Origin of the sequence: Streptomyces sp. NRRL S-455 (assembly GCF_000717875.1) — a bacterium.
In the GTDB taxonomy this organism is placed as follows: Bacteria; Actinomycetota; Actinomycetes; order Streptomycetales; family Streptomycetaceae; genus Streptomyces.
This window is the reverse complement of record NZ_JOCT01000029.1, coordinates 1-16,781: the sequence shown is the minus strand read 5'-3', so window position 1 is coordinate 16,781 and position 16,781 is coordinate 1. Positions and strand designations below refer to the sequence as shown.

Here is a 16,781-nt window from a genome sequence, read left to right as displayed (position 1 = left end):
CCGTGTCGCAGGACGCGAGGATGCGCGCGGTCATCGACGACGCGGTGGCCCGCGCCACTGCCCCGCTGGAGAAGCGCCTGGAGGAGCTGAGCGCCCGTCTCACGGCTGTGGAGGAGTCCGGCGGCCCGAGCCATGCGCCGGAGCAGAAGCGCGCCTCCACGGGCCGTACGGCCCGCAGCAAGGGTGCGTCGGAGGACAAGGCCGGGCAGTAGTCCGGCAGCAGAGCGGCGACCAGGGAACGGAGACCGAGGAATGCGCGTCGTCACCTACCCGGCGGACATGGGCGGCTGTGGATACTTCAGGATCATCTGGGCTGCGGAGCTGCTTGCGGCGGCCGGGCACGATGTGGAGATACGCCCGCCGGCCAACCGGGGGCTGAAGCTGAAGATAGGCGCCGACGACCACGTGGAGGACGTCCTGGACGTGGACGACGTGGACGTCCTCGTCTTCCAGCGCCTCACGCACCAGTGGATGGCCGAGGCTGTTCCGCTGCTGCGGCGCAAGGGCATAGCCGTGGTGGTGGACGTGGACGACGACCTGTCCACCGTGCACCCCCGGAACCCGGCCTACGACTCGATGCACCCGCGTTCCGGCGGTCTGCACTCCTGGCAGAACCTCGCTGCTGCGTGCCGGGACGCGACCCTGGTGACCGTGTCCACGCCGGCGTTGCTGGAGCGCTACGCCCGGCACGGCCGGGGCCACGTCATCTACAACCATCTGCCGGACTCCTACTACGAGGCGCCGCACACGGACGGCGACGTCATCGGCTGGCCGGCCGCACTGGCCTCGCACCCGGACGATCCGGCCGTGATCGGCGGGGCCGTCGCCCGCCTGGTGTCCGAGGGCGTGGATTTCCGGGTCGTCGGGGACCCCACCGGCGTCGGCGCCGCGTTCGGTCTGACCCGGGACCCCCAGGGCCGTACGGGCGTGGACGTGGCGGGCTGGCCAGCCGCCGTGGCCGAGGGCGTCGGCATAGGGATTGCGCCACTGGCGGACACCCGGTTCAACGCGGCCAAATCGTGGTTGAAGCCGCTGGAGCTGAGCGCCCTTGGCATCCCGTGGGTGGCTTCGCCCAGGGTGGAGTACGTCCGGCTGCACGAGCGGGGAGCGGGTGTCCTCGCCGACACACCACGCCGTTGGTACCGGGAGCTGAAACGCCTGGTCGACTCGCCGGCCCTGCGGGCGGAGCGGGCGGAAGCCGGCCGCGCCGTTGCCGAGGGCCTGCGGCTGTCGGCCAACGCCTGGCGTTGGTGGGAGGCGTGGGAGAGGGCGCGCGAGGAGCAAAACGGCTTCAAGGCGTACGCGGCGTGATACCGCCTGTCAGGGTGTGCAATATCTGAATCAAAAGGGCCGGGCACCCACTCACAACAGTGGACGCCCGGCCGCTACGTTGTTTCTTACTGACGGCCCTCCCCGATGACAGCGGGGAGGGCCGTCAGGCCACAGTACGCACTCGCGTGCTGGTGCGGGGCTGCGCGGCCGACTCCCTGAGCCACGACAGTCCACAAGCCAGGCACAGTGCGTCATGGCTGTCCACCATGTCAACGACGCGCGTACTCGTGCAGGACGGGCACTTGGCCCGGTCTTTCTTCGCCTTGAGGCGCCGACGCTCTGCCGTGTCGGTGCCGCCCCAGTACCCACGCAGCCCGTACGTAAGCGCGTACCTCAGGCATGTCCCCCGAACGGGGCACGGGTTGCAGTACGTGCGCGCGGTTTCCAGTCCCTTGGGATCCTCCTTGTCCGGTACGAACACCCCCAGCGGGAGACCGCCGCACAGCGCGTCATCCTGCCAACGCACCTCAGAGGCAGCGTAGTCGCCGCCCAGTCGCTGTATCACCTATCGACTCCTCGGACGCAGTGACACTGTCAGGTCAAACTATTGCTGTATGCACCTGTGTTTGGAACGGCGCACACGTGAATAAATACGACCCTCGCTCTAAGTAAGAGACATGTTTCCGATTGTGAGTTGTCCCAGCTCAGCGGCAGTCGCTTTCACCAATCGTCCACGATGTGAGGGCATGACCATCAACTCCGCATATCTGCAAGGGAGTTGTCAGGGGCAACGGTCAAGGCACCTCCCGGGACGTTCTGGAAGGTGCCTTGGCATTACCGGTCGGTCACCTGGGATTGAGGAGCTGTCGGAGCTTAGGGGAGCGCTTTCACGCTGCGTCCCCGGCGCCCTGATCCACGCCGCTCCGGCGCCCCGAGACGTCGGTGTAGGGCACCGTCCAGGTCCCGCGCCCGTGCGGAACCGTCAGAGACTTCGGGTTGGCGCGCAGCACCTCGTACCAGTCGCCCCGGTACCGGACGAAGTCGCCACGGCGGAAGTCTGCCCGGGTCCAGACCCGGAAGCCCTCGGCCTCGGCCCGGACGACGATCGCACCCCAGTGCTCGATCCGCACGTCCAGCTCCGCGAGTTGTTCGTCCAGCTCCCGTGCGTACGGGGAGCCGGGGGTGCACCGGGCCAGGGAGCGTTGCACGCGCCGCCGCTCCGCTTCCAGCCGCTCGATGCGGCGCAAGGCCTCACGGGCCCGGGTGGAAATGGATCTGTCTATGCCCATGACGGGCCTCCCCTTGTTCCTTGGTCAAGTTGCGAGTGCCCCGCCCAGGGGGTGTGGGCGGGGCACTGGAGTCGTGGCCCGGCAGGGGGTGGGCCACGACGTAGGCACGGAGTGTGCCAGCGGGTACGCCAATCGCCGAACGGCCTGCTCAGGCAGCCGGCTCGCGCTGCGTCCACCCCTCGGCGTGGGTCCGGCGCAGCCACGCGGCCACGTCGACCCGCGCCTCGGGGGCGAGCATCACGGTCGATCCGTACTCCCTGCCGCGCGGTCCGGCCTGCACCCGGGCCGTCCCGAACGGCAGGACGCAGTCCAGCTGCGCCCACGTGTGCGTGGACCAGACGATGGCGTACTCGTCGCCGGCGATGTCCATGCGCCGCCCGTACAGCGTCCCGGGGAGATCCCCGTGCGCGGCTGGCTGCGCCTCGCCGGCGAACCACGCGGCCAGCGGCAGGACCCACGACGGTTGCAGCACCACACCGTTGTACGTCCCGGCGGTGATGAACTGCGTGGTCATCGTCAGCGTGCCGGCGTGGCCCGGGTCGAACCGCAGGGCCGTACCCCGGACGGTGCCGGGGGCTTCGAATGCGTCCATGCGTCCCACTTTCCTTGGTCAGCGGTGTAGGGGGTGGGTGCTCCCGGCCGGTCACGATCCGGCACTTCCGGGCGGGGCCCGGCGGACATCCGTTATCCCACGGGAGCTGCTTGGGGCCGAATGGCCCCGGTGGGTCAGGCGGACAACTAGGCGGTGGCGAGGTACGCGCGGGCCTCGGCGGTCATCTGAGCCGTGGTGTCGACTTCGTCCCACGCCTGCCAGTTGAGGACCCACTGTCCGGCGGGGAGCCGGTAGTCGTCGCTCAGGTCGGGGTCCGTCTCGGCGGCCGTGGGGAGCCGGAAGACGTCGACCGCGTACCCGCCGACGAAGGGGGCCGGGTTGTGGGTGGCGACGACGAGAGCCGTCCCGACGGCCTGCGCGGACAGGATCTCCACGTCCGAGGAACCGATCAGGGCGAGCGCCTTGCGGGCCTGCGCCTCGGCCTCGTTGCGGGCCTGCATGTCGAACAGGTCGCGCTTGCAGCCGTAGCAGTCGCGCAGGAAGCGCCCGGCCTCGGGGTGGCGGCGGCAGGTCTGGAAGTGCGTCATGGTCGATTCCTCGTTCCTTGGTCCTGCCGGGCAGTCCGCCCGGCTGATGACTTAATTAAATCACAGCGCCCCGGGGTGGACAACCCCGGGGCGCTGCCTTGTTGAACCGTCGTCAGTTGTGCACGGCCATGCGGTGCTGCTCCTCCACACCGATGCGGGAGACGGCCAGCAGGGCCTCGCCCGTACGGCAGTCCGGGCGGTCGTCGCGGCGGCAGTCCGCGCAGGCGGTGATGTGCTCCCGGTAGTCGGTTAACGCACCGGAGTACGGCAGCGTCCCCACCAGCTTCAGCTCCGGGACCACGAGGGCGTCCAGGGCCGTGTGCCCCTCGGCGTCGGCCGCGTCCTGCATGTCCGCGAGGTCCCACCTCGTCCAGATCGTCTGCATGGCCCGTCTCCTTGTTCCTTGGTCAGTGGTGCAGCGAGTGCTCCCGGCCGGCTGTGAGCCGGCGCCTCCGGGCCGGTGGCCTGGCGGACTTCGTTATCCCACGGAAGCGGGTTGGGGCCGAACGGCCCCGGGCGGTGCGGTCAGCCGGCCAGTTCAACGCCGGGCCAGTAGGCGACGATGCCAGTGCCCATCGAGTCGGTGCGGGTCATCCGGGCGAGGCTCAGCGCGTCGTCGGCCCGGTCGTTCTCGGTGAGCTGGACGGCGAGGGCGACCATGAACTCGGTCAGCTTGCTGGCGCTGGGCAGGGTCACCGCCAGGCAGGTACGGGAGCCCATGTACCGGCCGCTGTACGCCTCGCGAATCTCGTAGTCGTCGTCCCACACCTCGGCGGTCTCAGCGGCGTTGACGATGTCCATACGGTCGAGCTTCATAGTCGGTTCCCTTCTCCCCGGCCGGTCCGTCCGGCAGATGACTTAATTAAATCATAGGTCGCCGGTCGGGGCAATACCCAGGGGCCGACGGGTCGCCCGATAGGCTCCCGCGTCATGGATGCATCCACCACCACGCGCATCACCGCCGTCACCAACCAGAAGGGCGGGGTCGGCAAGACCGTCACGACCCTCGGCACCGCCGGGGCGCTCGCCGAGATGGGCCGCAACGTCCTCGTTGTCGACCTGGACCCGCAGGGCCACCTCACTGACGGACTCAAGGTCCCGCAGGCGCCGTCCGGCGACGGTGCGCCCAACCTCTACCGGTCGCTGGTCGGCGAGTTCACCGGTCCCGTAGCGGACCTCGCCGTTACGCATTCCGAGCCCGCCGGCCGCATCGACGTCGTTCCGAACGCGTTCGAGATGTTCATGGCCGTGCGCGACGTCGACAAGGTCAAGGCCCGCGAGCAGCGGCTGGCCAAGCTGCTCGCCTCAGCACGGGGTGCCTGGGACCACGTGCTCATTGACTCCCCGCCCTCCCTGGACATCCTCACCGACAACGCGCTGACCGCCGCCGACGGCGTGCTCATCCCCGTGGAGGCCGAGGACTCCAGCCTCAAGGCCCTGGAACTTCTGTTGCCTCAGGTCGCCTCCGTGGACGCCGACCTGCGCACCAAGCCGCTGGAGCTGCACGGCCTGGTGGTCAACCGGCTACGACGTCCGCCGAGCCTGCTCGCCCAGTCCGTGCTGAAGGAGTTCGGGGCACTGGATGGCCTCCCCGTCCTCGCTACGGTGCCCCTGGGCGTCGTCATCACCGAGGCGTGGCGGTACGGGCGCACACCCGTCGACTACGCGCCCGAGTCCGAGCACGCCAAGGCGTACCGGTCCATCGCCGAGGTGATCGACCGATGAGCCCCGCCAAGCAGCTTCCCGCCCCCGGGCGCGCTCCCGGCTTGTCCGACGTCCTGCGCGCCCGGCACGCGAGCGCGACGGCCACGACGCCGGACCCGTTCGCCCCGAAGGTGCTCGACCCGGCCACCGTCACCGGCACGGCCGAGGAGCGCCTGGCCGCGTTCGAGGCGGCCATCGACGAGGCGAAGGAAGCGGCTAGTCACTCCCTCAAGGCGGCCCGCGCCCGGTTCGTCGTGGAGGCCGGGACAGCCCTGCGCGCGATTCGCGACGAGGACGGCGGGCTCTACAAGGTCACTCACGAGACGTTCGAGCAGTACATCAGCGACCGGTGGGACATGGACCGCTCCCGCGCCTATCAGCTCATCGACGCCGCCCCGACGATGAACCTGCTGTCTAAAATTTTCGACACGGCACCCGTGGAGTCGCAGGCCCGCGCCCTTGCCCCGGTCCTGGAGGCCCACGGCGAGGAGGCCGTGCGGGAGGTCGTCGTGGCGGTCAAGCAAGCCGGGGCGAAGGTGACGGCCGCCACCATCAAGGAAGCGGCCCACCGGCTCCACTACATCCCCGCGCAGACGGCCGAGGAGGACGAGGGGTCCGCAGACCTGCCGACCGAACACACCCCGCAGGAGGCCCTGGCCATCGTGCGGCTGGAGCAGGGCCTGGCCGCGCTGCGCGTCGCACACAAGGCCCTGCGCGGCACGGTCGTTACCGACGCGCTGGAGGCCGACCATGAGCGCGGCCTGGAGCTGGCCAAGCAGGTGGCGTCCCTCGCTGCCAAGATCGGCCGGCTCACGCCGTGACGGCACGACGAAGCCCCGGGCCGTAGCGGCTCCGGGGCTTCGGGCTGTGCGGGGTCAACTGGCGTGGTGGAAGCAGTCCGGGTTGACTTCCCAGCCGCTGACCTTGTCCACCGTCTCGCGGGGGTCAAGGTAGCGCGGTCGTCCGCCTTCCCGAGTCCACGGCTTGCAGGTGCAGCCCGGGGACCCGAACGGCGGTTCATCGGTCTGCGGTCGGTTGCTCATGTCTCCTCGTTTCCGTGGTCGCTGGCGGTCATTCTTCCCCAGCGAGCAGCTTGAGCGACGCGACGGCCTCGTGGTCGTCGTCGCTGAACTCGTCGCCCTCGGACGCCATCGCGTTCTCGGCCAGCTCCAGGGCGTAGCGCAGCATCGCGCGCTCCGCGTCGGTCAGTCCCGGACGCAGTCCGGTCGACGTCACGCGCATCAGCGGCTTGGTGTGGCCGGGCGTACCGAGCTGCTCCCGCCCGGCGCACCACGAACACCCCTCCACGATCAGCCCGTCGTGCTCCGTGTCGTGCAGCGCCTTCACGTGCGTGCACGGCGTGAGGGCTACGGGCGGTCCGACCTTGGCGACGTAGTTGGTCACCGGGTAGAGGTCGGCGTTCGCGAGGCATGCCCCGATCACGTTGGCCAGGACCGTGGAGTCCTTGGGGTGGTCGGCCCCGTTCGGGTGCTGACGTCCGTGGACGTAGGCCATGACGGCCGCCTCGCGAACCAGGCGCCGCTCCCGTTCGCTCATGGCGGCGAGCACGGCGTTCACCTCATCGGCACGCTGCTGGTCCCGCTTCAGCACGTAGTCCACCAGCCACTCGGGCAGTGCGCTGCTCATCGCTCCTCATTTCCGTGGTCGTCGATCAGCTCCAGCAGCGCCGGGTCCCAGCCCTCCGGCAGGTGTTCGGCGAGCAGCTCCGTGAGCCAGTCGGGCCGGGCCACGTAACCGCGCGAGCCGTCGTTGCGCGCCCTTTCCCACCCGATGGTCGTGATGGGCTTGCCGACGGCCCCGGACTTCAGCCGTCGCGGTCCGACTACGGCGACGTGGGCGGTCGCACGGTCGCCGCGCGGGGTGCCCTCGTCCAGCCGCAGGGTGATCTCGACGCGCGCCGGGAGGACCACGTGGCCGTTCGACGGGTCGGTGAGCGCGTCCGTGTTGGGCCGGGCGACCGGGACCACCACGGTCGTCTGCGTCACCCGGGCGTACTCATCGGGCAGAAAGTAGATGGTCATCGCTCCTCGTTTCCGTGGTCGTCGCCTGCCTGCTGTGGTGGGCCCGCCCGGAGTCGAACCGGGGGCCCCGCAGAGCGCGTGGGAACCGACCAAGGTTCGCGCTCGGATGCGAGGCTGCCGCGCTGCGGGGCCCTCGTTGCCGGGATCACGGCTCCCGGCCGGCCGTCATGCGTCACAGGGTCAGGATGCTTTCGGCGCGGCATGGCCCGCAGTCCTTCAGGTTCTCCGGGTGGACGGAGCCCCACGCGTCCATGTGGTCGCGGGTGTCGTCCGGCTGGAAGGCCGTACCCTCCAGGAACCCGCGCTCCGGGGTCCCGTCGGGGCCGTAGTGCCAGCCGTCGTCCATGGCGGTCACAGCTCGGCCTCGCCAAGTCCGCGCCGGATGACGTTGGCCAGGGTCAGCGGGTCACCTGAGAAGCGGGAGCCGAGATCGGCGCTGACGCCGATCTCGCGCAGGTAGCGGTGCGCGCGGGCGTTCCGCTCCTTCCACGCCCACTGCTCCAGGGTGTAGAAGCACGCGGTCCAGTGCTCGGGCTTTGCCTTGGCGGACTGGTTGTCACGGCGGAACCTGCTCTCACTCAGGCGACTGCCGTCCACCGATTCCACGTCGATCCACACCGGAGCAACCTTCGTCACCCGGACGCGTACCGTCCTGAGGTTCCGGCTGCTGGGGTCGTCAATGACTACCAGCTCGTCACCGGGGTTGACGTCCCCCAGTTGGGGGAGACCGTTGCGGGTCATGGTCGGTTCCTCGTTTCCGTGATCGGCGGGCCGGGGTGTCAGTGCCCCGGCCTCGGGTGTCTGAAGTCCTACGGGGTCCGGCGCTGGGCGACGAACTCGGCCGCGTTGAGTGCGACGAACTGCCCGCGCGGGCCGGCGGGGCCGACGGCCGACCACACGCCGCACGGTTCACCCGTGACCGCGTGCGGGACCGGCTGCATCGTCCAGTCGATGCCGTTCGCCTCCACGGTCACCATGCCGTCCGGCTGTGCGACGGGCTCCAGCCCCTTCGCCTGAAGGGCCTGGACGAGCGGCTCCGACTGGGCGGCCAGCGCCGGGTCCACGTGCTCGTCCTCGCAGTAGCGGCAGAGCGAGGGCGCCTCGGCGCCCCGGGCGGAACCAGTCTCGGTGGCCCACCGCTCGCGGCACACGACGCAGCGCTGCGGCTCGGCGACCATCTCGCCCGTCGCCCGGTCGATGACCCGGATCTCGATTTCGGCACCCCGCGCGTTGGCGGCACGCAGCGAGTCGAGCATGTCGGCCTCGGCGGCGCCGATGTTCCACTTCGGCGTGCGGGTCGGCTTGCCGCCACCCCAGGTACGTACGACGGCGTACGGCATCGTCTGGCCTTTACTGTGGCCCCCGCCTTTGCCCATGGTCGGTTCCTCGTTTCCGGCCGGTCTGTCCGGCTCACTGATTTAATTAAATCAGAAAGTCCCGGGGCGCACAACCCCGGGACCCGATTCGATTCCTGGCCGGCTGTCAGGACGTGGCGGCCGGGGCGTTCAGCTTCCGCAGCCCGAGGTACAGGCCCCGGTCGAGCCCGTTGGAGTAGGTCCGCCGCACGATGACGATGGCGCGGTCCTCCGGCACGCCGAGGCCGGTCAGCTCGGCTATCGCAGCCTCGTTCTGGTCCTGCGCGGCGGTGAACCCCGGGTCGCTGATGCGGTCCTGCGTCGTCACGGTCGGTCGTCCTCTCTGAGGCCCCCGTCGGCCGGCACGGATCATACGGCCGGAGCGGAGAATCGCTTCCTTGATTCCTTGGTCGGGTGGTGCAGGGCCCCGGCGAGGAGGCCGGGGCCCGGGTGGGTCAGTCCTCGTCCGGGCGTGCGACGTACTCGTACGGCGAATCGGCGAGCGGGTACAGGGGCGTCTGGTCGGGGTCCCCGCCGTGAGCGCGGACGTGATCGGCCCGAACGATGCCCGCACTCGGCGCGTACTCGCCATCCGTGGCCAACGTACAGGCGTAGTCGTACTCGCTGTACTGCCTGCGCTCACGGACACGGTTGCACCCGTGCAGCCGCTTGAACCAGTTCAGCGCGGCAGCGGAGGTGGGCTCAGCTCGTAGCACTCCCTGGTCCATGCTGACCACCAGCCACGGCGGGGTGCTCTCAAGGTCCGTCTTCTGAGCAGACTTGCCGGCGGCCCGAGCGCTCCAGTCGGCCCGCCGCAGGACGGCCGTGGTGCCGTCGTCGCATGCCACACGGACCGTCTTGTCGGTGGCCCGGACCACGGAGCCAGTGCGGCGGTACTGACCGCGACCGCCGAACCCGTTGTCGTTGGTCGTGAACTGGAGGCGGTCGCCCTCGTGCACATCGCGGAAGTCCACGGGCTCGAACGTCTCGCTCATGGTCGGTTCCTCGTTCCCTGGTCTGCGGTCCTCTGTCCGGGACGCCAGCCGGGTCGGCTTCCCCGCTTCGGCGGTCGCGGCCCGGTCCACCCGACCGGCGTCCCGATGAATTAATTAAACCATAGCCCGGAGCGGAACACAACCCTGAGCACGACGAAGCCCCGGCGAGGAGGCCGGGGCAGGGCGGTTCAGACGAGGCTCGGGGAGAGCCGGGCGCGGAGGGTCCGGGCCGCCGCCGTCAAGGCGTCGTTGATTCCCGACGGTTCGCCGGCCGCGTGGTGCAGGGCGTCGCAAAGGGCCTTGGCCATGCGGCGGGACATGTACGACGTGGAGCCCGCGTGCATGTCGCGGGCGACCCGGCGAACCGCGTCCCAGCCGAACCCCGGACCCTCCACGCTCGGGGCCGCCCAGTTGCGCTCGTCCTCGCCGATGCCCCGGAGGTAGCGACCGAAGCGGTCCACGGCGAGACGGATCGTCTCAGCCTCTGCCTGGCTCTCGCAGGTGAAGATGGCGGTCCGTCCGATGGTGGTGAGCTGCGCCATGGCTGGTCCCTCGTTCCCTGGTCTGTGGTCGGTCTGTCCGGGACGCCGGCCGGGTCGGCCTCTACGCTCTGTGCCTGCGGTCACCCGCCCGGTCCGGCGTCCCGATGAATTAATTAAACCATAGGTGCGGCGGCGGGGCAACCCCCGGACACGACGAAGCCCCGGGCCGCGTACGGCTCCGGGGTTTCGGTGGAGGTGCTGCTCGGTCGTCAGACGACCGGCAGGCTCAGCGCGACCAGTGCCTGCTCGCGGCGCATCAGGACGGGGTGCGCGTGCGTCCAACCGTCCGCAGGGCCGACGACACCGGCGGTCTCCAGTCGGTTGAGCAATGCCTGCGCTTCCTCGAACGTGACCCGGATGCCGTGGTCCTGGCCCAGCCGGAGCATCAGCGCCGACGGGGAAGCGTGCCCGGTGCCGTCGGTGGCCATCTCGACTGCGGTACGCAGCTTCCACGCTTCCACGTCGGTCCAGTACTGCGTCGTTTCCTCCTGGCAACGCGGGCAGTCCGGGTCCACGTCCTCGGTCGTCTGGTGGTGATGGGTCATCGGTTCCTCACTTCCGTGTTCAGGGTTGTCTGCACCGTAGCGGGTCGGACTGACGGTGCTCACCTCACTCACAGCGCACCGCCCGGAACAGCGCCGCCGCAAGCTGCGTCGGGCAGGCGTTGCCGATCTGCTGCGGGACGCCCCGGCCCGACCATGGGTAGTCGGCCGGGAACCCCTGGAGCCGGCCGGCCTCCGACTCGGTGAACCGGGGCAGTTCCTCGCCGGCCGGCCCGACAACCCGGTTACGGTTGATCTTCCCCGTGACCGTGAACGCGGGCTCGGTGCTCGCACGCTGGCCACGGTTCTGCGGGTCCCCGCCGGTGCCGTAGTTGGACACCACGGTGAATGGCTCCGGCCGGTCCAGCGCCTCACCCATGGACACCGGCGCGGGAAGCCCCTCGTCGCCGCTCACGCGGCCCCGGGACCACTTCTGGTGCGTCGGGGTCGGGAGCGCCACGGCGCCGTCCCTGCGGGCCAGCAGGACCGCACGACGCCGGGTCTGCGGTACGCCGTACTGCTCGGCGTTCAGCACTCCGCAGACGGCCGCGTAGCCCTCAGCGCGCAGGATCTCCGCGTAGGTCTGCCACACCGGCAGGGCGCCCGGCACCTGTTCCAACACCACAGCGCGGTACGGGCGCCCAGCGTCGGCCGCCGCCAGGACGTACCGCAGCGGCTCCAGAACGAGCAGCGAGCGCGCGTCCGTTCCGGGCGGCGTCGGCGGCAGGGCCTGACGGGCGGCCATCGCCTTGGCTTTCTGCTGGAGGTGAGCGAGGAGCAGGCGGCCCGCGCCTCGGCCGGCGACGGTGAACGTCTGGCACGGCGGCCCACCGGCGAGCGTGTCGTCCTCGGAGAAGTCGGCGGGGCCGTAGTCGGTCACGTCGCCGTGAACCGTGGCCAGCCCGGCCGCGCGACGAGTGGCCACCGCGTCGTCGTCGTATTCGATGCCGATGGACGCGCTGCCGTCTCCGGCCTCCATGCCGCCGGGCCCGGCGAACAGGTGCAGTGTCATCCCTCGTCCTCCAGCTCGTCCTCGTCGGCGACGTCGTCCCCGCTCCAGCACCGCGCGCAGTACCAGGCGGACGTCACCGGCCCGCGCGGGGACTTCAGCCCGGGGTGGGTCTCCTGCGTCACCTCGAACAGGCGTTCCGTGGCGTGGCTGCACTGCTCGCACCGCAGGAGGGCGATGGACCGGTGCACCAGGCCGCGCCGGCGCAGCTCGTCGCGCAGGGCCCGGGTGTAGGCGTAGACCGCCCGCTCCTCCGGCCCGTCCACCTCGGCGAGCTGGTACCGGCGCAGCACCTGGTCGTCGGTCACCTTCTTCCAGTAGGTGAGGTGGAAGACCACCCCGGCGTACCGCCGGGCCGCCTGCCGCAGAGTGTCAAACTCCTCGGCCGTCGGCGGCACGTAGCCCTCCGGCGGCCAGACCTTCACGCGGGGCGCGTAGCCGCCCTCCTGCTTCGCCTCCAGCAGAGCCTGGCGTGACAGGGTGTCGACGGCCACGGCTCAGCCCTCCCGGCGGACGGAGTGGAGGGTGAACGACCAGTTGGCGCGCGGGCCGCGCTCGGCACGGACCTGCTGGAGCGCCTGGTACCGGGCCTCCAGCTCGGTGCGCGCGTTGACGAACACCGGCAGCAGCTCGTCGCCGCTGCCGTCGGCCGCCACGGCCTTGTGCTTGAGCGTCACGGTCCACCGGCGGTAGATGACGTGGCGCGGGAAGACCTGTGACGGGCGGTACCGCCGCGTCTGGCTCTCACCGTCCCGGGAGCAGCGCAGGTGCAGGCCGTCGGTGCGGACGTAGATCGCGGGGAACTCGATCTCGTTGCCTGCTGCGTCGAACGTGCGGATGGTCACCGGCTGTCCGGGGGTCGCCTGGCCGGGGCGCAGGTGGACCAGTCCGGGACGGACGCGGGACGGCTGACCGGGCTGGCGTACCGGCCTCTCTACCGAGTAGCTGGTCATCACGGGCCTACTTTCCTGGTTCCTTGGTCTACGACCTAACCGGTCGATTTAGCTAAATCATACCTGTGCCCCGGGGCGAGGACAACCCCGGGGCACAGATTCAGCGGTGACGTCGGGTCAGGCGTCCGGTGGCCCGAGCCGGCGGAACAGCTTGTCCAGCCCGTCGTCCAGCGCCTCGGCGGCCTGGTCGGTCAGCGGGCGACGCGCCAGCAGGTACGGCTTTTGGGCGTGTAGGCCCTTGCGCTCCACGGTCCAGCCGGCAGCCTCCAGGGTGGTCGCGTAGGCATCAACCATCCGGTGCCGCTCGGCGGCCATCTCGTCGCTGCTCATGCGGTCGTCGTCCAGCAGGTCGGGCTCGGGCATTCGGTGGGAGACCCGGACCTCGTCGTCCGCACTCTCCTCCGCGAAGTACCCGGCGGCCGTGCACTTCCCGTACTGATCGCTGTCGGCCGGGTCATGTTTGGCGAACAGTACGCGAACAGCCGGGTCAGTGATTTCCGAGCGGGGCATGGTCGGTTCCTCCAGGGTCAACGGGTGAAGGCCCCGCCGGGCGGTGGGGCCGGGATGATCAGCGTTGCGGGATCACGGTGTAGTGGTGCGTACCCTCCAGCGACTTCGCCGGCGGGCCGTCGCACGCGGCGGTGGACCGGACGCCTTCCTCGGTCACGCGGTAGTGCTCCACGCCGTGCCACCTCGGTACGGCCGCGATCAGCGAGCCGTCGTCGTCCCGGGCGAACGCAGGCTCCGCGTCCAGCCGGGAGAGGCCGTGCACGACTTCCTCGGCGAGGGCCTTGAGCGCGGCCGTCTTGGTCCGGCCGTGGGCCTTCACGGGCCCGAGCGTCGCCGTCCAGCGGCTGTCGCCCAGGTTCCACGGGTCCTCGCTAACCTCGGCCAGCAGGCCCAGCCTCGCCGTCGTCGCGCCCATCGTGTCCTCATTCCTTGGTCAGAGGGGAGGGCCCCGCCGGTCGACGGGGCCCTGGGGTTCGGGTCAGGAGCCCGCCCGCTCCGGGGTGACCTCTCGGACGACCTCCAGGACGCGGAAGGTGCCGCCGCCGCAACGCTGGACCTTCGCCAGCACCCACGGGCTCACCTCGCCGCCGTGGACGGCCGCGTAGTTGGGACGCTCGGCGTCCTCGGGCCGTTCGGTCAGCGGGGCGGAGCGGTGGGCAGACCCGGGGACAGTCAGCCAGTCGGGGCCGGGGATGAACAAACCCCAGGCGTAGCCCTCCGCGCGCCACTTGTCCTCGGTCGTCGTCGCGTTGTTCATGGTCGGTTCCTCCCTGGGTCCCCGCCGGCCCGTCCGACGATGACTTAATTAAATCACAGTGCCCCGGGGCGGACAACCCCGGGGCACAGATTCAGCGGTGACGTCCGGTCAGTCCTCGTCCGGGACGTGCACGTTCCAGGTGTCCGTCGTCGGGTCGGACTTCACCACCGCGTCGCGACCCTCGGCCCGCAGGCCGTCGGCCACCTCGTCGGCCTGGCGAAGGTTGCGCTGGAGACCTGCGTCAGGGGTCGAGAACACAATGCCCATGATCGATTCCTCATTCCTTGGTCGGTGGCTCTCGGCTGAGCCGCCTCGGGGGCGCCACCGGCGCGGTGCCGATGACGTCCACGTGAGGCTCAGCCCTTCACGCTGGCAGCGGCCTTCCACTCGCGGTAGTCCTCGCCGGGCATGCCCTCACCGTTCGGGTCGTTGTCGTTCAGGGCCGTGGCCGCCGCGTCGGCGAGCTGCGCAAGCACCAGAGCCTCGGTCAGGTCGGCCATGCGGCGGGCCAGCCGCTCCTCGCCGGACAGGTGAGCCTTCCACCCGGTGTCCGCGTTCTCCCACGTGCGCGACTGATCGACGAGCCTCTCGGCTGCGCGGTAGTTCTCGGGTCCGGTAGCCATCGTGTCGGTTCTCCTCGTATCTCGGGTCAGAGGCTGAGCTGCCTCACAGGGGCCACGGCCGGAGGTTCCGTCTGCGACCCCGAGCGGTGCTCAGTCGTCCAGGCTCGTGATGGTCCAACCGCGCGCTTCAGCCTCCGCGCGGTCAACTCGGGTGTGGCGGTCGCAAGCACGCAGCGGGATTGACCCTTCGCGCGTCATGAGGTGAGTAGCAGGCTCGTTGCATGCGTCCCAGCACTTGACGTAGGTCGAGACGGTGTCCGGCATGATCGGTCCTTCCTTGCTCGGGCCGGGGCCGCCGGTCGACGGCCCCGGAAGTCTGTCGGTCAGGCGTTGACCAGCTCGCGGGCCGGAACGGTCGGGCGCACCGTCTGGCGGACGGCCACCGGGGCGCCGTGCGCGAGGACCATGAGCACCACGGCCGCCTTGTACTCCGCCTTGCGCGGCTTGTAGTTGCGCAGGAGCACCTGGACCTGGGCGGCGGTGAAGTGGTTCACCTTGCGCAGCCGGGCCGCGCGGCCCTCGGTGGTGCGGTGGGTGCGGGCGACCTTGGCGGGCTCCATCCCGATCCGCTTGGCTACGGAGCGCAGGCCGTTCGCCACACCGGCGGCCACCTGGGCGTCCACACCGGCGGCGATGGCGTGCGTCGCGAGGCTGCGGCCCTTGCGCAGGGACCGGGCGAAGCGGGTGGCGGCGGCGCGCTCGCGGACGATTCGGCGGCGGAGGCGGGAGGTCTTCGTCATGGTCGGTTCCTCATTCCTTGGTCCGTCGTCCCGGCCGGTCGGCCGTTCCGATGGATTAACTAAATCATAGATGCCGGGCGGGCACAACCCCGAACGCGAAAGAGCCCCGAACCGGTGGGGGTTCGGGGCTCGGTGAGCCGACGTCAGCGGTGGTCTCTCCACTCGTAGAACAGAACGCAGAAGCCGAGGGTCAGACCCGTCGCACTCGTGCTTCCGAGCACCGAGTACACCGGGAGGACGTGGAACTCCGAGACGTAGAGAACCGTGATCGCGGCAATCGACACGACCCCGAAGGCGAGCATGGCCAGCCCGAACGCGACCCAACGTGTACGCATGTTCCGATTCTCCTTGGTCGACGTGCTCTACGGGTACCAGTGGCCGACGTCGTTGCGGCGGCGGACGTACATCTCTGCGTGCGTCCGGTCGCTCAGGTTGCTCACGGGCAACAGGTAGCGGACCACGGCGCCGGACCGGCGCGTGGCGATGACCTCGCCCTCACCCACGCTGGTCACGTGCTGGATCGTCACCCGGTCGCCAACGCGCAGCCCGAGGAAGTCGGGGACCTCCTGTCGTGCGACGTTCCGCCACCACCAGGCGAACTCTTTGGGCTCGCGCGGTGCCTCCGGCATCGGCTCGAACAGGTCTCCGGGCTGGTAGTCGTACCGACCGCGCAGGGCCGGGGCGATGTAGTCGCGGGTGGGGCTGTAGAGGTGGCCCCGGTCGAACGCCGCCGGGACGGACGACTGCGGGAGCGTCTGCGTGTCGGTCATGGGTTCCTCGTTCCTTGGTCAGTGGTCGACGCGCGCCCAGGCGGGCGCCGCCGGCTCGTGCTCGCGGTAGCCGATCACCCGGTCCAGCAGGGGCCACAGCCGTGTGTCCCGGCCCCAGACGGGGTCGATGACGGCCAGGGCGACGCCGTGACGGATCAGCTCCCGCCAGGCCCCACGGCCGATGCCGGGCAGCTCCGCGCGGAGCTGGAGGCGCCGGGGACGGCCTCCGAAGCCGGTGTGTGCCTCGTTGCCCCAGCGGGTCACCGTGAGGCCGCGACGCGGCCCGATGGAGCGCCCGGGACCGTACGCGGTGATGATGAGCCCGGCGCCCCGGGCCCGGCGGATGAGCGGGCCGAGGAGCGGGTTCCGGCAGGAGATCCAGCCCTCCACGGCGGCGCGCTGCTCCCACGGCCGTCCGTCGTACGCCGTGCCGGTCTCGCCGGGCTGCGAGCAGGTGGTGACCCAGCCGCGTCGGTTAAGCCGGGCGAGCACCGGCACCAGGTGCGCGGTCTCCTCGTCGGGGCCGACCGAGCAGCCT

Annotated in this window: 32 protein-coding genes; 4 read left to right on the top strand and 28 right to left on the bottom strand. The window is 70.4% G+C overall.

The window, feature by feature from the left end:
- The first annotated feature begins 2 nt into the window (after positions 1-2).
- Together IE97_RS0131610 and IE97_RS39450 are read left to right on the top strand one after the other, a co-directional pair.
- Positions 3-212, top strand: a complete 210-nt coding sequence (locus IE97_RS0131610) for a hypothetical protein (protein ID WP_158708359.1) — start codon at positions 3-5, stop codon at positions 210-212.
- A 40-nt stretch (positions 213-252) separates the two neighbouring features.
- Positions 253-1,311 carry a hypothetical protein gene (locus tag IE97_RS39450; protein ID WP_030248034.1) on the top strand — a complete coding sequence of 353 codons (1,059 nt, stop codon included), beginning with the start codon at positions 253-255 and terminating at the stop codon, positions 1,309-1,311.
- Between the two features lie 124 nt (positions 1,312-1,435).
- Here IE97_RS39450 and IE97_RS43845 read toward each other — a convergent pair whose 3' ends face one another.
- From IE97_RS43845 to IE97_RS0131575, 6 genes are all read right to left on the bottom strand, one after another.
- Positions 1,436-1,798, bottom strand: coding sequence for a WhiB family transcriptional regulator (locus IE97_RS43845; protein ID WP_420706155.1), 363 nt, complete (start codon positions 1,796-1,798; stop codon positions 1,436-1,438).
- Between the two features lie 361 nt (positions 1,799-2,159).
- The gene (locus IE97_RS0131595) at positions 2,160-2,561 is read right to left on the bottom strand and encodes a hypothetical protein (RefSeq protein ID WP_030248031.1); all 402 of its coding nucleotides are present in this window, start codon (positions 2,559-2,561) and stop codon (positions 2,160-2,162) included.
- A 148-nt stretch (positions 2,562-2,709) separates the two neighbouring features.
- Complete coding sequence (locus IE97_RS0131590) at positions 2,710-3,153, bottom strand: hypothetical protein (RefSeq protein ID WP_030248029.1); 444 nt, start codon at positions 3,151-3,153, stop codon at positions 2,710-2,712.
- Positions 3,154-3,299: 146 nt separating this feature from the next.
- On the bottom strand, positions 3,300-3,701 hold the full coding sequence (locus tag IE97_RS0131585) for a hypothetical protein (protein ID WP_030248028.1): 402 nt from the start codon (positions 3,699-3,701) through the stop codon (positions 3,300-3,302).
- 112 nt (positions 3,702-3,813) lie between these two features.
- Positions 3,814-4,086, bottom strand: a complete 273-nt coding sequence (locus IE97_RS0131580; protein WP_030248024.1) for a hypothetical protein — start codon at positions 4,084-4,086, stop codon at positions 3,814-3,816.
- A 140-nt stretch (positions 4,087-4,226) separates the two neighbouring features.
- Positions 4,227-4,517 carry a hypothetical protein gene (locus IE97_RS0131575; protein ID WP_030248020.1) on the bottom strand — a complete coding sequence of 97 codons (291 nt, stop codon included), beginning with the start codon at positions 4,515-4,517 and terminating at the stop codon, positions 4,227-4,229.
- A gap of 114 nt (positions 4,518-4,631) precedes the next feature.
- Between IE97_RS0131575 and IE97_RS0131570 the strand changes: the two genes are divergently transcribed.
- Together IE97_RS0131570 and IE97_RS39440 are read left to right on the top strand one after the other, a co-directional pair.
- Positions 4,632-5,426, top strand: coding sequence for a ParA family protein (locus tag IE97_RS0131570; protein WP_030248018.1), 795 nt, complete (start codon positions 4,632-4,634; stop codon positions 5,424-5,426).
- A complete protein-coding gene (locus IE97_RS39440) occupies positions 5,423-6,226 on the top strand; it encodes a hypothetical protein (RefSeq protein WP_051705190.1) in 804 nt (267 codons plus the stop codon). The genes IE97_RS0131570 and IE97_RS39440 overlap by 4 nt, the downstream gene beginning before the upstream one ends.
- A gap of 54 nt (positions 6,227-6,280) precedes the next feature.
- Here IE97_RS39440 and IE97_RS42280 read toward each other — a convergent pair whose 3' ends face one another.
- The 22 genes from IE97_RS42280 to IE97_RS38795 form a co-directional block, all read right to left on the bottom strand.
- Complete coding sequence (locus tag IE97_RS42280) at positions 6,281-6,448, bottom strand: hypothetical protein (RefSeq protein WP_158708358.1); 168 nt, start codon at positions 6,446-6,448, stop codon at positions 6,281-6,283.
- Between the two features lie 28 nt (positions 6,449-6,476).
- Complete coding sequence (locus IE97_RS0131560) at positions 6,477-7,052, bottom strand: hypothetical protein (protein WP_030248012.1); 576 nt, start codon at positions 7,050-7,052, stop codon at positions 6,477-6,479.
- Positions 7,049-7,447: a hypothetical protein gene (locus IE97_RS0131555; protein WP_030248009.1), complete on the bottom strand. Its 399-nt coding sequence runs from the start codon at positions 7,445-7,447 to the stop codon at positions 7,049-7,051. Before IE97_RS0131555 ends, IE97_RS0131560 begins: the two co-directional genes overlap by 4 nt.
- A 172-nt stretch (positions 7,448-7,619) precedes the next feature.
- Complete coding sequence (locus IE97_RS0131550; protein WP_030248006.1) at positions 7,620-7,802, bottom strand: hypothetical protein; 183 nt, start codon at positions 7,800-7,802, stop codon at positions 7,620-7,622.
- Positions 7,799-8,188, bottom strand: coding sequence for a hypothetical protein (locus IE97_RS0131545; RefSeq protein ID WP_030248001.1), 390 nt, complete (start codon positions 8,186-8,188; stop codon positions 7,799-7,801). The genes IE97_RS0131550 and IE97_RS0131545 overlap by 4 nt, the downstream gene beginning before the upstream one ends.
- A gap of 68 nt (positions 8,189-8,256) precedes the next feature.
- Positions 8,257-8,823, bottom strand: coding sequence for a hypothetical protein (locus IE97_RS0131540; protein WP_030247998.1), 567 nt, complete (start codon positions 8,821-8,823; stop codon positions 8,257-8,259).
- A gap of 106 nt (positions 8,824-8,929) precedes the next feature.
- Positions 8,930-9,130: a hypothetical protein gene (locus IE97_RS0131535; protein ID WP_030247994.1), complete on the bottom strand. Its 201-nt coding sequence runs from the start codon at positions 9,128-9,130 to the stop codon at positions 8,930-8,932.
- Between the two features lie 127 nt (positions 9,131-9,257).
- Positions 9,258-9,797: a hypothetical protein gene (locus IE97_RS0131530; protein WP_030247981.1), complete on the bottom strand. Its 540-nt coding sequence runs from the start codon at positions 9,795-9,797 to the stop codon at positions 9,258-9,260.
- Between the two features lie 188 nt (positions 9,798-9,985).
- On the bottom strand, positions 9,986-10,339 hold the full coding sequence (locus IE97_RS0131525) for a hypothetical protein (protein ID WP_030247976.1): 354 nt from the start codon (positions 10,337-10,339) through the stop codon (positions 9,986-9,988).
- A gap of 209 nt (positions 10,340-10,548) precedes the next feature.
- Positions 10,549-10,884, bottom strand: a complete 336-nt coding sequence (locus IE97_RS0131520; RefSeq protein ID WP_030247973.1) for a hypothetical protein — start codon at positions 10,882-10,884, stop codon at positions 10,549-10,551.
- Between the two features lie 64 nt (positions 10,885-10,948).
- Positions 10,949-11,893 (bottom strand): DNA cytosine methyltransferase, encoded by a 945-nt coding sequence (locus IE97_RS0131515; protein ID WP_051705189.1) that lies wholly within the window; start codon positions 11,891-11,893, stop codon positions 10,949-10,951.
- Entirely contained in the window at positions 11,890-12,384 is a 495-nt protein-coding gene (locus IE97_RS0131510; protein ID WP_030247968.1) for a hypothetical protein, read from the bottom strand. Before IE97_RS0131510 ends, IE97_RS0131515 begins: the two co-directional genes overlap by 4 nt.
- 3 nt (positions 12,385-12,387) lie before the next feature.
- Entirely contained in the window at positions 12,388-12,843 is a 456-nt protein-coding gene (locus IE97_RS41740; RefSeq protein ID WP_030247965.1) for a hypothetical protein, read from the bottom strand.
- Positions 12,844-12,960: 117 nt separating this feature from the next.
- Complete coding sequence (locus IE97_RS0131500) at positions 12,961-13,353, bottom strand: hypothetical protein (RefSeq protein ID WP_030247962.1); 393 nt, start codon at positions 13,351-13,353, stop codon at positions 12,961-12,963.
- A gap of 58 nt (positions 13,354-13,411) precedes the next feature.
- Positions 13,412-13,768 carry a hypothetical protein gene (locus tag IE97_RS0131495; protein ID WP_030247959.1) on the bottom strand — a complete coding sequence of 119 codons (357 nt, stop codon included), beginning with the start codon at positions 13,766-13,768 and terminating at the stop codon, positions 13,412-13,414.
- Positions 13,769-13,831: 63 nt separating this feature from the next.
- Complete coding sequence (locus IE97_RS0131490) at positions 13,832-14,110, bottom strand: hypothetical protein (protein ID WP_030247956.1); 279 nt, start codon at positions 14,108-14,110, stop codon at positions 13,832-13,834.
- 108 nt (positions 14,111-14,218) lie between these two features.
- Positions 14,219-14,377, bottom strand: coding sequence for a hypothetical protein (locus tag IE97_RS42275; protein WP_158708357.1), 159 nt, complete (start codon positions 14,375-14,377; stop codon positions 14,219-14,221).
- 89 nt (positions 14,378-14,466) lie between these two features.
- A complete protein-coding gene (locus IE97_RS0131480) occupies positions 14,467-14,733 on the bottom strand; it encodes a hypothetical protein (RefSeq protein WP_030247952.1) in 267 nt (88 codons plus the stop codon).
- A 323-nt stretch (positions 14,734-15,056) separates the two neighbouring features.
- A complete protein-coding gene (locus tag IE97_RS0131470; RefSeq protein WP_051705188.1) occupies positions 15,057-15,473 on the bottom strand; it encodes a hypothetical protein in 417 nt (138 codons plus the stop codon).
- 143 nt (positions 15,474-15,616) lie between these two features.
- Positions 15,617-15,808 carry a hypothetical protein gene (locus IE97_RS0131465; RefSeq protein WP_030247944.1) on the bottom strand — a complete coding sequence of 64 codons (192 nt, stop codon included), beginning with the start codon at positions 15,806-15,808 and terminating at the stop codon, positions 15,617-15,619.
- 27 nt (positions 15,809-15,835) lie between these two features.
- Positions 15,836-16,243 carry a hypothetical protein gene (locus IE97_RS0131460; protein ID WP_030247940.1) on the bottom strand — a complete coding sequence of 136 codons (408 nt, stop codon included), beginning with the start codon at positions 16,241-16,243 and terminating at the stop codon, positions 15,836-15,838.
- Between the two features lie 18 nt (positions 16,244-16,261).
- The coding region (locus tag IE97_RS38795) for a DUF6919 domain-containing protein (RefSeq protein WP_037845070.1) at positions 16,262-16,781 on the bottom strand (520 nt) is incomplete at its 5' end.